14 protein-coding genes are annotated in these 14272 nt (G+C 49.3%); 4 read left to right on the top strand and 10 right to left on the bottom strand.

Features of this window, described 5'->3' with window-relative positions; all coding sequences use genetic code 11:
* On the bottom strand, positions 1–696 hold the full coding sequence (locus ACJJJB_RS05240) for a PspA/IM30 family protein (RefSeq protein WP_020414860.1): 696 nt from the start codon (positions 694–696) through the stop codon (positions 1–3).
* On the bottom strand, positions 693–1097 hold the full coding sequence (locus tag ACJJJB_RS05235) for a DUF2170 family protein (protein ID WP_020414859.1): 405 nt from the start codon (positions 1095–1097) through the stop codon (positions 693–695). Before ACJJJB_RS05235 ends, ACJJJB_RS05240 begins: the two co-directional genes overlap by 4 nt.
* 148 nt (positions 1098–1245) lie before the next feature.
* Here ACJJJB_RS05235 and ACJJJB_RS05230 point away from each other — a divergent pair, with 148 nt between their 5' ends.
* Entirely contained in the window at positions 1246–1560 is a 315-nt protein-coding gene (locus ACJJJB_RS05230) for a DUF6471 domain-containing protein (protein WP_020414858.1), read from the top strand.
* 203 nt (positions 1561–1763) lie between these two features.
* On the opposite strand, the gene ACJJJB_RS05225 is transcribed toward ACJJJB_RS05230, so the two are convergent.
* The 6 genes from ACJJJB_RS05225 to ACJJJB_RS05200 form a co-directional block, all read right to left on the bottom strand.
* Positions 1764–2066: a hypothetical protein gene (locus tag ACJJJB_RS05225; protein WP_157533678.1), complete on the bottom strand. Its 303-nt coding sequence runs from the start codon at positions 2064–2066 to the stop codon at positions 1764–1766.
* An 86-nt stretch (positions 2067–2152) separates the two neighbouring features.
* A complete protein-coding gene (locus ACJJJB_RS05220; protein ID WP_445365836.1) occupies positions 2153–4888 on the bottom strand; it encodes a DEAD/DEAH box helicase in 2736 nt (911 codons plus the stop codon).
* 58 nt (positions 4889–4946) lie between these two features.
* Complete coding sequence (locus ACJJJB_RS05215) at positions 4947–5498, bottom strand: HNH endonuclease family protein (RefSeq protein ID WP_020414855.1); 552 nt, start codon at positions 5496–5498, stop codon at positions 4947–4949.
* 243 nt (positions 5499–5741) lie between these two features.
* The gene (locus tag ACJJJB_RS05210; protein ID WP_444945296.1) at positions 5742–8849 is read right to left on the bottom strand and encodes an efflux RND transporter permease subunit; all 3108 of its coding nucleotides are present in this window, start codon (positions 8847–8849) and stop codon (positions 5742–5744) included.
* Positions 8850–8891: 42 nt separating this feature from the next.
* The gene (locus ACJJJB_RS05205) at positions 8892–9956 is read right to left on the bottom strand and encodes an efflux RND transporter periplasmic adaptor subunit (protein WP_020414853.1); all 1065 of its coding nucleotides are present in this window, start codon (positions 9954–9956) and stop codon (positions 8892–8894) included.
* Between the two features lie 41 nt (positions 9957–9997).
* Positions 9998–10525 carry a TetR/AcrR family transcriptional regulator gene (locus tag ACJJJB_RS05200; RefSeq protein WP_020414852.1) on the bottom strand — a complete coding sequence of 176 codons (528 nt, stop codon included), beginning with the start codon at positions 10523–10525 and terminating at the stop codon, positions 9998–10000.
* Between the two features lie 173 nt (positions 10526–10698).
* Here ACJJJB_RS05200 and ACJJJB_RS05195 point away from each other — a divergent pair, with 173 nt between their 5' ends.
* The gene (locus ACJJJB_RS05195) at positions 10699–11091 is read left to right on the top strand and encodes a YchJ family protein (protein WP_282951032.1); all 393 of its coding nucleotides are present in this window, start codon (positions 10699–10701) and stop codon (positions 11089–11091) included.
* A 15-nt stretch (positions 11092–11106) separates the two neighbouring features.
* On the opposite strand, the gene ACJJJB_RS05190 is transcribed toward ACJJJB_RS05195, so the two are convergent.
* Positions 11107–11325, bottom strand: coding sequence for a hypothetical protein (locus tag ACJJJB_RS05190; protein ID WP_020414850.1), 219 nt, complete (start codon positions 11323–11325; stop codon positions 11107–11109).
* Positions 11326–11465: 140 nt separating this feature from the next.
* Positions 11466–12674: an RtcB family protein gene (locus ACJJJB_RS05185; RefSeq protein ID WP_445365835.1), complete on the bottom strand. Its 1209-nt coding sequence runs from the start codon at positions 12672–12674 to the stop codon at positions 11466–11468.
* Between the two features lie 397 nt (positions 12675–13071).
* Between ACJJJB_RS05185 and ACJJJB_RS05180 the strand changes: the two genes are divergently transcribed.
* Complete coding sequence (locus ACJJJB_RS05180; RefSeq protein ID WP_445365834.1) at positions 13072–13806, top strand: pseudouridine synthase; 735 nt, start codon at positions 13072–13074, stop codon at positions 13804–13806.
* A 101-nt stretch (positions 13807–13907) separates the two neighbouring features.
* The gene (locus ACJJJB_RS05175; RefSeq protein WP_444945301.1) at positions 13908–14246 is read left to right on the top strand and encodes a hypothetical protein; all 339 of its coding nucleotides are present in this window, start codon (positions 13908–13910) and stop codon (positions 14244–14246) included.
* The last annotated feature ends 26 nt before the right edge of the window (positions 14247–14272 follow it).

The following is a 14272-nucleotide window of genomic DNA, read 5'->3' as shown; positions in this document are numbered from 1 at the left end:
TCAGGCCTTTTCGCGGCTCGCCAGCAATTGTGCCAGTTTATCACTACCACTGACCTGGCCCCCGGGCTTGATGCCTGCCGCCTTCAGCTTGGCATCAAGGCTAGATCCGCTCTCCTCCGTGGCCAGCTCTTCCGCCGCTTCCAATTCAGCTGCACGCTCCTGCTGCTTGCTCTTAATCCGGTCCAGGCTGTCCAGGGCTGTCTTGATCTTGCTGTTAGCACCCATGTGACGGGAGGAAACAGCAACCTGGGCTTTTTGCACGGACTCAGTCGCTTTGATCTGATCTATCTGCTGTTCCATACGGCGCACATTGGTCTTGGCTTTGGAAATATTGCCTTTCAGTGAGCGCTCGGAGTTCAGGAAGCCTTCCAGCAGGCTCTGCTCAGTTTCCAACTGGGCCTCAAGCTCAGTAACGCGCTCAGCACACTCCAGGGCCAGGCTGTCATCGCCCTTCTCACTGGCACTGATAGCATGAGTACTGTAAGTCTCAATATCGGCCTGTAAGGATTCCACTTTGCTCTCGGCCAGCTTGCGCTTGGCCATGATCTTAGTCAGGTTCTCATCACAAGCTTTCAATTCAGCCTTAGCCTCGCGCAATTCCTGGTCGAGAATGCGGATAGACTGGCTGTCCGCAACTGCTTCAGTGCCCTCGTTTACCGCACCTTTCAAGGCAGTCCAGATTTTTCTCAGGCTCATGCTACACCCTCCATTTCAAAATGATCTGCATACAAATCCAGGAAATCCCCCACATTGGAAAACAGGGTTTCAACTTCCTCGATAACTACTTCGTCCTTGCTGGACACAGACAGCGCACCAAATGCAACGTAATAGCTCTGGCCGCCAATATTTTTGATGGCTATCGCCGTCAAAGGAACCAACTGATGTGTCTGGAGAATCATCTCATTCAGTGCAGCCACATCATCAACCTGGCTCACTGGAAACAGGATGCTCTCTACAACAATCTGCTTTTCCCCGACGTAGACAAACGCATCGACACCTTCATCGTTAGAAATGCTGAGGCAGTCACCCTCAGACTCGACTACCCACCCAGTGTGGTTTTCCGCCAACTGGCGCAGGTTTTCATGATTCCAGGTCATCTCAACTCCCTCGCTGTGGAATATTGGTCACAAATATAGCATCAAAAAAACGACGGTCAATAACTTATTTCAAACTTATGTTGCAAATAATACACATAAGGATAGTATTTACCACAATAGTGATATCAACTGTAACGGAGTAGAGCCCATGGACCACAAGCAAAGCCTCGGCAATCAGCAAGCATTGGCTCCTTACAAACAGGCCATTGCCCGCTATGTGCGCGCCTCTATGGCTTTGAAGGGTATGCGTTACGGGGATCTGGCCCAGGCCCTGGCCGATAGAGGGATTTCAATGACCACTGAGAATTTGCGTAGCAAAGTGAGCAAATGCATGTTTTCAGCTGATCTGCTGGCGGCCATCATTGATTCTTTATCTGTTGAAGACAGCGCCATGCCTGAAATCCTCAAACAGGCGCGGGAAATGCAAGATCGAGGACTCTATACCGAGCAGGACAAAAGCTAACACTTCCCTCATTCCGGTGCCAGCACACTGGGTCACACTTGCCTCAGCCTGAGTGGCAGACCGGTTAAGCAGGGAAACGAGGGGACAGATCACCGAATGAAAACTCAAGAGATTCTTGGGTAAAACTGGTTGATTTCAATAGACTTGCTCGGGTGCAGCACCGCCCTTTTAGAGCCCATTACCACTCTGTTAATAATACTCTGCTAGTAGTGGTGAAGCTTGTATACCGGCTCACCATTACCGCATTTGCCAACAACCACTGGCTCAGCCAGCTTCGCTCCAGCCGGAATTATCTTATTGGTCGGCCACCAGACAAAGCAGGCATAGCGAAAGTTGACTGCCCAGTTACAGTAAAGCCTGCCCTTGTCCTCTTCATAGAATCGCGCTTGGCAAAAACTTAGGGTTGGGCTTCGCACACCCTGCTGCTGTTGCGCATCCACAACAATAATATCGACAGCCGCCACACTAGAAACCCAGAGGCAGGGAATCAACAACCACAATTTCATAGGCGCACTCATTGAGGCTTTAAACTGGACTTTCTTAAAGCCTAGCAGCCCCGGCGCAACTTTCATTTCATAATCAGGTTAATTGCCTAAGTCAGCTGCTGGCCTCTCTCCACCAACGCTCCGCGAAGCTCTACAATTAGACGCTCGATACAAGCCCGCTTGTTCTCAATCCAATTAAAGTAAGGCAGAGGCAAAACCCGAATTCCCGCCCGGTGCAGTATCTTGTAAACCCGGGTGGTGAAATGCTGCTGGTGCTCTCCCGGATAGCCAATAAGATCCACCCCCAGGATCACTCCCTGGTACTCACACATCACATCGACTCGCTGACCCGCAATAGGAAAGTTAATCCAGTGAGCGATACCCTCCGCATCAAGCTCCGCGCTTACCTCCCTGGCAAAATCGCAGGAAAACTCCCCACTTGGCATCACCGTCAGATTAGCTGGTACAAAGGATAAATAGCGACGCAGTAGATGCCCGGGAGGCAACAGCTCAGGGTTAATGGAGTATGCTACCCGCTGTTCCTCCTTGGCCCTTGTAACGGCCACATTAAACATATCGGCACGATTGAGATAAGCAGCCGCCCGCAGGGATTGGTCATCAAGGCTAAGGGAAAGAAGCATTACATCGCGCTCCTCCCCCTGAAAACCATAGGGCGTAGCAACCCGTACCGAAAAACTTCGCAGTTTTGCTGCGGAAAAAGCCTTGGAAATTTCCTTGTCCAAATAATCGACCTGCTCCCTGTAAGGGGACAACACACCAATAGAAGGCTTCAAAGCATTGTCATCATAGCGATCAAAATAATTACGCAATTGAGCAATAACCCAGTCTTTTTCCACCCTATTTCTACCAGTCTTGGCTCGTCTTCCCTCTAATGGGTGGAAGGAGAGGGCCAGCTCCTGGGTACTCCCAGGGCTGGCCTGCATTATTTTGAGTCGATCATCGTAAAAAGCGTGATTACTGAAAGCTATCAGCTCTGGCTGGCTACGATAATGCTCATCAAGCAGGGTTACCGCATCCTGGCTAGCCAGATTGTCCGATACCAGATCAAGAAGAGATTGATCCCGATAACTGTAAGATGCAGGTAGTTCTCCGCACTGAACGACTTCCCCCCATAGACGCTGCTGTTGCTTTACCGGGAGGAAGGAAATATGTCGCAGCTGTTTGCCATCACCAACCACGACCGCACGTTTGGCTCGGTACAATGCAGGTAACGCACTTGAAATATCACACTGGGTGGACTCATCGAAAATTACCAGATCGAACATGCCGCGCATTAATGGCAAAATCTCGTTGAGTTCATCCAGGCTTGCCAGCCAAATAGGATAGGCTTGCAAGACCAAATTCATGTTAGTCTTGGCAAATCGTTCCGCCTGGGTTTTAGAGGTCCTTGCCCTCAGAGCCTGATGGAATTTAACTAGGCTACTTCTCTCTTTGTTTAATAGCCGGACAAGTTTCTCCCTGCGACAGGCATTAATATAGCTGGCAGCCTGCTGCTCAAAACGCTGGCGCAGTTGACCGATAGCTTCTTGTAATCCCCACAGTCCGTCCATATTGAGCCGCCGCCGGAGTAGCGACTCACCCAGGCGAGCCAGCCAAGCCCCCATACCTGCAGGCCCCAAAAATTTTGCTATCCGTAGCGATCGCGAAAAACGGCGCTCAGCTTTCCAAAGTGATCTTCGAATCTCCTTCAAACTGCGCCTCAACTTGGCCGCACTCTCTTTTGGTGGCTCAACACCCTCCTTGAGCAGAGTATCCAGGTGCGCTTTCAAACTGCGGGTAAATCCCTGCTCCCCCGCATGTACGTAGCCTTCAGTGAGCCCATAGCTCTCACGTAATTTGTTTCTTACCACATCAATGGCTTCTGGTGTTTTGGACACAACCAAAACAGCGTCGCCATGCAACATCTGGTCTATAGCCATAGCTGCAATGGTAAAGCTCTTTCCCGTACCCGGTGGGCCAGAGACAAGGCTAAGAGGGAAATGAGCCGCATTGCGTAATGCTCGCTCCTGAGCCTGGCTCAATAGCCCAGGTAACATCTCGGGTTCGCTGCAGCTTGCAATAAAGCTGTCAGATTCCCCACCCAAAACTAAATGCAGCGGCACCTGGAGATTTTGCTCACAAGCCAGCTGCCCTAACTCGTGCAAAACACCACGTGAACCTCTGGATCGATCAGCCAGGATTATTGCAGCGGCACTGATTAGCTCTGGCTGTGAGGCATTAGTCTTTTCCCTAATCAGGGCTCCTGACTGAAGACTCGGCCAGCGACCCAATTCCTCCAGACCACCGAGCACGCTGTGTTCATGCAACCAGCGCCCTACATCAGCCAATTGAGAGGAATCCAAAGGAAACTGAAGCTGTGGAAAAGAACCCATTACCTCAGGGTCAATATCAGGCTTAAGAGTTAGCCGAAGCACAGGAAAATTAATTCGCAGATCGGTGGTATTGATCTCAACGAAACTATTATCTTCACGATAAATCCGGGCGGGAAAATATAAAAGAGGTGCAAAAAGCTTACGTTGGTTTGTTACACCGCTTTGACTGAAAAGCTGGCCACAAATAAAAAAACTAGCGTAGATTAGCTGGCGTTCTTTTCTGTAAGCATCTGTCAGCTCTATCAGCTTTGTGGCAGAGGCATCCAGTAACGGAATCCTGTATAACTCACCGCTACTCAGGTAATCCTGTTCAGCAATGAACGAACAGCGGTTTTCGGCCAGTCGAGCAATATTTGAAAGCGACAGATCGTGGCTATCGGCCTGATAACAGCGGCGAAAATACTCAATTAGTAATCGTTGTCTTCCCTGCATATTCGCCGTATTACCCATAAAGCGAAAATGCTATACGAAATCCCGCCGCTATGACAGGCAAAATATCTCTTTTGCCCTAGCTATCACCTGCCAGTGCACGGAGCTGTTTGGATTCAGCAATACTCAAGCGCAATCCATACTTTTCTACAATGGAAATAAAGCGCTGAACATAAATTTTGCCAACAGGCTCGTAAGGGGGCATCCACTCATCGGGCCCTTTGTGCCCCTTACTCTGGTTGCGCCCATCATCCACTAACCACAGATTCTCAATATCTTCGGCAAATCTTCTTTTCTTCTCGCGGCTCCAAGCTGCCCCGCCGTGATCATGTGCCCACTTCAACGGTACTATATGCTCCACATCCAGGTCTGATGCCTTGCTGTAAAAATTGCCGGTATAGGGATCCAACCATAAACCGGTATCCACCTTACAACCGTTACTGCGGGTATAGGTAACCGGGGATAGGGAAAAGCGGATTAACAGCTCATGGCGGGTATCCTGGCAGTCACTATCGAAGTCTGACCAACGTGGCAGCCATTCGGCCCGCTCGTAGGGTGCAGCAAGTGCGGTAACACTGAAAAACAAGAAACAGATCACTGTAAACTGTTTTGAAATTGATCGAACACTCATACAACTACTACCAATCAAATCCAGCTACTAGCCTACTTGAAAACCCTGCTTTTGAATATTACCTCTGTCAAATTTTGGTTCGCAGATCCCCCTTCAAATAAGATTTCACGACAAAAGCACAGGGAAGTTGCCAGTGAAATCAGAAAGGAGTTTTTCGAAAACAAAAAAGGCGCAAAAAGTTATCCTTTCTGCGCCCCAATTTTGTCTATTCAATTGAGCCAGCTTTACCCAGCTTTTACCTGATTAGGCAGATACTGGCTCCGAACTGGGCTGCGACTCCAGTTTCTTTTTCGAGCCTTCTTCTGAACCCAGCACCTCAGTGGGCTTCACCTTATGGAAGACCGCATAAAACACCGGCACAGCAATCAGGGTTAGTACCGTTGCAAAGCCCAGTCCGCCCATAATGGTCACTGCCATATCGGCAAAGAATGCATCAAATAATAACGGGGACATACCCAAAATAGTTGTCACTGCAGCCAGAAATACCGGGCGCAAACGACTAACACTGGCGCGTTGAATTGCCGTCAACCGTGGCAGGCCAGCTTCAGTCTGCACCTCAATTTCATCCACCAATACCACCGCATTTTTAATCAACATACCAGATAGGCTCAATACGCCGAGAAGTGACATAAAGCCAAACGGCAAGCCTGTCAGCAGCAGGCCTACCACCACACCCACCAGAGACATGGGCACCACCAACCAGATAATCAGCGGCTCGCGTACGGTGCCAAACAGCAGGATCGATACCAGGATCATAATCAGGAATCCCAGCGGCAACCCTTTACCCAATGACTTCTGTGCATCCGTAGAGCTCTCATATTCACCGCCGAACTCTGTATGGTAACCCGGGGGCAAAGGCATACCCTCAACCCCTGCGCGAATACGATTAAAGGCGGCCATAGCGGTGACTCCCTCCGGGGCCTCGGCACTGATCGTTATTGTCGGGACCCGGTCGCGACGCTGGATCAGACCTTCCTCAGCGGTAGTCGCAAAGTCTTTGACCAATTGCCCCGCTGGAATATAGCCCTGCTCATTCGGACTCCACACCAAGCGATCCTGCAGGGAGCCAACCTGATTGCGATCACCTTCAGGCATGCGCGCGACAATCGGGATAATACGGTCGCCACTTTCAAAATCCCCTACACGATAACCGGCAGTCGCAAACTGGATAGTTCGGCTGATATCGGTATTCGTGACACCAGCGACACGAGCCCGTTCATTATCGAGATGGGCACGAATCGTGGGCTCTCGGCCACGCCAGTTATGGCGGATATCCTTCAGACCATTTTCCCGGAAAAGCTGCTCAGTATTTTCGGCGAGCGCACGCAGGGTGTTGAAATCGTGGCCGGAAATACGCACTTCCACATCGGCACCACCACCCGGACCAAATACCAGGCGTTTAAAGGTGATAAGCGCTTCCGGCTGGGAATCCCGCAACTCTGCTTTAGCCCGGTCTATCAGGCCAGCAATTTGCTCGCGATCCTCTGTGCGCACAATCAGCTGGCCATAGGCAGAATTAGGTGGCTCTGGGGCATAGGTCAGCATAAAGCGGTCCGCACCGCTACCGGCAACCGCAGTCACCGAAACTACTTCTTCCTGCACCAATAAATAGTCTGTAGCTTTTTGCAGCGCATTTTCTGTGCGATTAATATCACTGCCCTGGGGCAGGAGATAATTCACGTAGAAAAGCGGAGCATTGGAGTTAGGGAAGAAACCCTGCTTGACAAAACCAAAGCCAAAATAACTGACCATGGTCACGACAACCAGCAAAGCGATAGTGCCCCCCCGGCGATTCAGGGCACCGGATAGGACTCCCGCATACATACGGTAAAAACGGCCACTGTAAGGGTCTTCACTATCAGCATTCTTACCCGGCTTGAACAAGTGGTAGCCAAGGTAAGGAGTAATAGTGATTGCCAAAATCCAACTCAACAATAGTGAGATACCAATCACAGCGAACAGCGAGAAGAGGAATTCACCGGTGGCATCATCGGAAAGGCCAATACCGGAGAAAGCCATGATCCCAATAATGGTGGCGCCTAAAAGTGGCCAGAAAGTTTGGCGAACTACACGGCGAGCAGCATTCTGTGGTGCTTCTTTTTTCTGCACCCCCATCAGCATGCCTTCAGCAACTACAATAGCATTATCTACCAACATACCCATGGCGATAATCAGGGCACCCAGGGAAATTCGCTGAAGGTTCAAACCAAACAGGTTCATAATCAGTACAGTACCGAGCACGGTCAGCCCCAGTACCACACCAACTACTACACCTGAGCGCCAACCCATAAATAGGCATAGGACCAGAGTAACAATCACTACCGAGGAGATCAGGTTAAAAAGAAAACCGTCGACACTCTCCTCAACCACTTTGTGCTGCTCATAAACCGGCTGGATTTCTACCCCGAGAGGCAAACCCAGCTTAAGCTCATTGAGCTTGGCTTCCACTGCCGTTCCCACGTTTACGATATTTGTATTTTCAGCTCCGGCCACACCAATCAAAATGGCCGGCTTACCATTAAATCGTGCAATAAAGTTCGGGTTCTCGTCATAACCGAGGGATACATCCGCAATATCCCGTACTGCCAACATCGCAGTAGAGCCCGGTACACCCACGAGAATATTCTGAACGGATTCAAGATCACTGGCTGGATTGTCGACCACGATACGAGTTCGGAGGTCCTGACCTTCTATTTCACCTACACGCTGGGTGGAACTTTCCACCTGCAGTACCTGGGCCAGGTCATCAAGCGAGAAGCCGAACTGAGCAAGGCGCGATTCGTCTATATCCAAATAGGCCACTTCATCGATAATGCCGGAGCGGGAAACCTTCGCTACCCCCTCAACACTCAGTAGCTCGCGACGAATTGCTTTAGTAATTTCGCGCATTTCTGTCAGCGAAAAACCATCACCGGTTACCGCATAGTAAATACCATAAACCTCGCCGAAGTCATCATTAACCACGGACTGCATGGCGCCACTGGGCAACTCACGCTGGGCATCGTTAACCTTGCGACGCAGTTCATCCCAGACTTGCGCCAGCTCTTCCGAAGCGTATTGATCCTTTATCTGGACGCGAATTTCCGACATGCCCGGACTGGAAGTTGAGGTCACTTTGTCCAGCTGTCCCATCTGTTGGATCGCAACCTCTAATTTTTCCGTTACCTCCTCTTCTACCCGCTGCGCGCTTGCGCCCGGATAGAGAGTAAATACCCGCGCTTCTTTAATGGTAAATGCTGGGTCTTCTAGTCGGCCAATATCCGACAATGCCCAGATCCCACCTACAAGACAGATCAGCATCAATAACCAGCTGTACACTGGACGCTGAATAAATACATCAGAAATCTTCACGATACTTCCCCACTCTTGCCAGGGCCTGAGGTCATTTGAAAATTAACGTTGTGCATAGTTGCGTACTTTTGCACCGTCATAAAGATGTTGACCTCCCGCAGCCACCAGCTTCATCGCAGGGGTGAGACCATCCGTAATCTGAACCGCTTCTCCATTGGTCTGGCCAAGCGCCACCTGTACCCTGGATACTGATTGATCTTCGTTAATCTGCCACACATATGGATTACCTTCGGCACCAGTCTGTACTGCTGCCAATGGAATCCAGAAATCCCCGGTAGCTTCTTTCAGCTTTACGTTCACACGAGCTGTCATGCCTGGAAGAATTTGTACATTTTCGGGGCGGGGCATACCCAGCTCAACCACATAAGTCTGGGTTACACTATCGGCTTCAGCCTGGTGCTCACGGTATTTGAGTTCAAACTTTTGACCGGGTAGGAACTCGAACTCCGCTGTGATAGAGCTGATTTGATCTTCATTTCCTGTAGCCAACAATTTTTCCGGCACAGAAATCTGAATACGCACCTCAGAGATGTTTTGCAACCGAACAATTGCCTGGCCCGGCTGCACATTGGTGTAATTCTCTACCAACTGTCGAGTTGCCAATGCATCAAAAGGCACTCGCAACTGGGTATAGGCCAAATCCTGTTCTGCCTTTTCCAATGTTACTTTTGCCAGATCAAAGTTACTTTCTGTTTCATCCAGTTGCTGCTGAGAAATGACCTTCGATCCCGCCAGGGAGCGCTGCCGCTTCAAGGTTTTTTCCAGCAACTCCACGTTTACTTTGGCTTCCTTCACTCGACGGCGATAATCCCGATCATCCAACTCAGCAATCAGGGTTCCCTTAGGAATAATTTCCCCTTCCCTGATACTCAACTTGTCTAACTTGCCACCAACCTGGAAAGAGAGATCCACACTCTGGACCGCCTTTACACGACCGGCAAACTGGCGATCCGCCACTTCCGCCACATTGGTGACCGTAGCCACTTTTACCGGCCACAAGCGCTCAACCTGCTGTTCATCCGCCTCAGAACCAGAGCACCCCGCAAGAATCGCCGCTGCCGCTACCACCAAGGCAAGGGAGATACGAGAATTTACCGACAATTTCATATTTCACTATCCAATAAATTATTTAACTGAAGATCAGGTATTCAGGTAAGCTCTGCCGACAACATTAGCAGCCGTTCGCGCAGGCGGGAAAACATTGGGTCCTCGGACTCCATAACTCCCAGCACCCGCCCCAGGAACATACCTTGGGCAGCAAGAATCAATAACTGGGCAAGTTCAGGGTCACCGTATGAGCTGTCAATTTCACCGCGCATTTCGATAACGTTACACTTGACCGGCTCAAGCAGGGCGGGATCTTCTGCGACTGCCGCAATCAACGCTCGCGGCAGCCCCTCATCATCTTCCATCAGCTCGAAAATCGCTTTAAGCCGTGACGCCAACACATCGTCACCAGCGGCGGCGAAAGTCTCTGCACTGGCATCCTCCCTGGCAATCGCGGCCTCCAGCATCGCCTTCAGCAGTGACTGTTTGGTACGAAAGTGATGGATAAGCCCACCCTTACTCAAACCACACTGGGCAGCAACTGCGTCCAGGGTGAGCTTTCGCGCCCCTTTTTCTCGAACTACCTCTTCCGCCGCACGGACTATGGCAGCTTTGTCGACTCTCGACACATGACCTCCCAGGCATCTTCAACCAAACCAACCGGCTGGTCGGTATCTTACCGCCCCCCAGGAAAACGTCAAGCCATGCTACCCTCTGCCAGCGTCAAGCAAGGTTAAAAAGTGTTTACAAAGCCCATGATGACCAGCTGGACATCTTATGCGGTTTGAAACTGGAGTAATTTATGACGGAACAGCCCTGCCCTTGTGGCTCGGGAAAAAAGTTCAAAGCCTGCTGTAACCTCTACCTGTCTGGGCAGGCCTACCCGAAAATGGCGGAATCCCTGATGCGCAGTCGCTACAGTGCCTATGCGATGGGAAACCTGGCATACCTACGAAAAACATGGCACCCAGAAACTTACCCGGGTCTCAATGCGGACGATCTGGAGACTCAATGGACACGCCTCGAAGTTATTAAAAGCAAAGCAGGGCTGAAGAAGTCTGTAGTGGAATTTAAAGCCTGGTATACGGAGAATGATCAAGAGCATGTGATCCATGAGATATCACTATTTAAGCTCTATAAAAAACGCTGGGTCTACCTAGAACCGCTACCTAGTTGGCCACAAGCCGATCAGTAAAAAGAGAAACCAGGGTTAGAGGGGAACAAATTGCAGGGAGGCGTCAAGGAAGTGAAATAGCCTCAAATAGTCGCGGGAGCTACTCCGCTCCCGCGCCTCCTTTAACATTTTTTGCTTACTTTTAAAGCGAGCGCCCGACTTAGCCTTAGTGTGGGCACCACCTTTTTTTAGCAGTGGATTACAAGCCACGTAATTACGAGGCTTGGCGACTTTCTTAGGGGTGTATTTTTTCATAGTATTTGGCCTTGCCTAATCAACGATAAAAGCCGAGGAAACTCGACAGGTAAATTCATTGTCAAATTGAATTCAATAGCACTCATAAAATTAAAATCCATTATTTTTCAAAGTTCTCATAAAGGGTGAACCAGTCAAGCCTACCCTTTTATGCAAATCACTTGGCGCAGCGTATGTACCACATCAACCAAATCCAGCTGATTATTCATCACCTCATCAATATCCTTATAGGCAGCGGGTATCTCATCAATCACACCTTTATCCTTTCTGCATTCTACGCCATGCGTCTGAGACTCAAGATCGCCTCGAGTAAATCGCTGACGAGCCGAGGTGCGACTCATTTTACGGCCAGCACCATGGGCACAGGAGCAAAAGGATTCGGGATTCCCACGCCCACGAACAATAAATGATTTCGCCCCCATCGAACCGGGAATAATCCCCATCTGATCCTTTTGGGCACTGATCGCCCCCTTACGTGTCACATAGACATCCCGTTCGAAGTGGTGCTCGCGCACTACGTAATTATGGTGGCAGTTAATAGCCTCTGACGTTAAGGTAAACTTCGGCACGTAAGCCCCCAGGCTATTCAACACAAGCTTCATCATTTCCTGCCGGTTTAACCTGGCGTACTCCTGTGCCCAATTTACAGCTTCAATGTAATCATTGAAGTGGCTACTTCCCTCAGAAAAATATGCCAGGTCCCTATCTGGCATATTTTGCATATTTCCAGCCATATCCCGGCGTGCCAATTGAATAAAATGCTCTCCAATTGCACTACCAATACCTCGGCTGCCGGAATGTAGCATCACCCACACCGCATTACTCTCATCCAGACAAATTTCAATAAAGTGATTGCCTCCACCCAATGTCCCCATTTGGGTAACCCAGGTTTTCTGGGGCTGACGCAACTTCTTCATAAGCCCAGGATGCTTTTCAAACAACCTATCTACACCGGGAGCTAATATTTTGCAGGCAGATTCCCTGGCAGTAATCATCTTATGACGACCCCCTCCAACGGGTACTTTCACCTCAATGGCCTCCCGCAATGCTTTTAGGCTGTCTGGCAACTGATGGGCATGCAACGAAGTTCGCACCGCATTCATGCCGCAGCCAATATCCACACCTACTGCGGATGGTATGACTGCACTAAACGTAGGAATCACCGAACCAACTGTCGCCCCTCGCCCCAAGTGAACATCCGGCATTGCCGCCACATGGGAATGAATAATGGGCAATTGAGCAATATTCTTTAGCTGTTCTAAAGCAGCCGGCTCAACCTTATCGGTAAATATTTTTACCGGCACACTACCTGAAGATGCGTTTTTATTAAGTACAATTTTTACAGGCATATAGAGTCCTTGGATTGATCCAATAAATCATTAAAAGCTCTCCAAAGCCCTAAACAAAAAAGCCCCGGCAAATGCCAGGGCTCTAGAGAATTCCGGCTTGAAAAGCTCAATCACTTTTCAAGCAAGTGCACATGAAAAGCGATCAAAAAAACAGGTTGCTGATATCTACATTTCGCATTTCATGGCTCCTTCGTGGTTGCTGTCCACGTTTAACTAGGTGGTTACTAAACTACCCCTGCAGTTTATTCACTAATTTAGGCATGTCAACCTTAAACCTTATTATTTATTAGAAAATTATTCCCCACAACCTTAGAAGAAGGCAGCTCAACACCCCCAGATGCAATGATTGCCATACCGCCATACAATGCCCCTGCGATATGGTAAATATTATTAGCGGATGAACAACGAACCTGAAATCATTTTCGAGGATGACTACCTTCTGGCAGCCTTTAAACCAGAGGGCTGGCTCGTGCACCGCTCAGAAATAGACCACAGCGAAAATCGCATTTTACTTCAATACCTACGGGACTTAAGCGGTCACCGCCTGTATCCCGTACATCGCCTGGACAAGCCTACTTCTGGAGTTATTATCTTTGGCAAAAGTAGTGAGATGGCCACCCTTTTACAGCAACAGCTGGAAAGCGAAAACTCCATCAAAAAATACCTCGCAGTATGCCGGGGCTATTGCCCTGAACAGGGAGTTATCGACTACCCTCTACCACCTGTCGCAGATTTCAAACATCAACGCAAGCGCCCCAAAACTGATCTACCACGCAAGTCAGCAATCACCCTATACCGCCGACTGGATACCGTTGAGCTACCCTATGAAGTAGATCGATACCCCACCAGCCGTTACTCCCTGGTTGAAATCCAACTAAAAACCGGCCGCCGCCACCAGATCCGCAGGCACTTCAAGCATATCCACCACCCACTTATCGGTTGTCCCAAATATGGGAAGTCTTCACACAACCGGTTTTTTGCCAGACAATATGATTGCGCACGATTGTTACTGCATGCATCCAAACTTAAAATAATGCACCCGATAAGTGAAACGGTATTTGAGATTAGCATGACACCTAAAGGGACATTTTCAGAACTACTGGGTAAGTTAAACTGGAATCTCACCAATTAAAGACTTGGGCAACCGAGAACCCTCTATTAGCTCGTAATGCCAATTTTCCAGCAAAATTCCAATAACCAATTACAGAAAAACCAACTACTAACGAGTAAAAAATGAAACTCAAAACCACAATCAAAAAATTAGCCGGCCTGTGTGTATTATCAGCCATCTCCACCGGCGCCGTTGCACTGGATGACGAAGATAAGGCTGTTCGCCTGGTAGAGGCTCTTAGTGGCAATATGGTTTATATCCACTTAATGGAATCAATGAATAAGCAACCGTCCTGCGCCAAGTACAATGCCATCATAGCCTGTTCAACGGAAAATTCTTACTGTTCCCACGCGCTCTCTATCGCCCTAGCAGCACAGGCGGCAAACCGTACCATCGACTTTCAGACAAGTGATTCCTGCATAGGTAGTGCAGCTGAATTTGTCAGACTACGTATGCGGTAATTGTTTTTTATTATATATAGGGAAAG

The organism is Microbulbifer variabilis (genome assembly GCF_052468405.1).
This window is presented reverse-complemented; position numbering and strand designations above follow the sequence as displayed.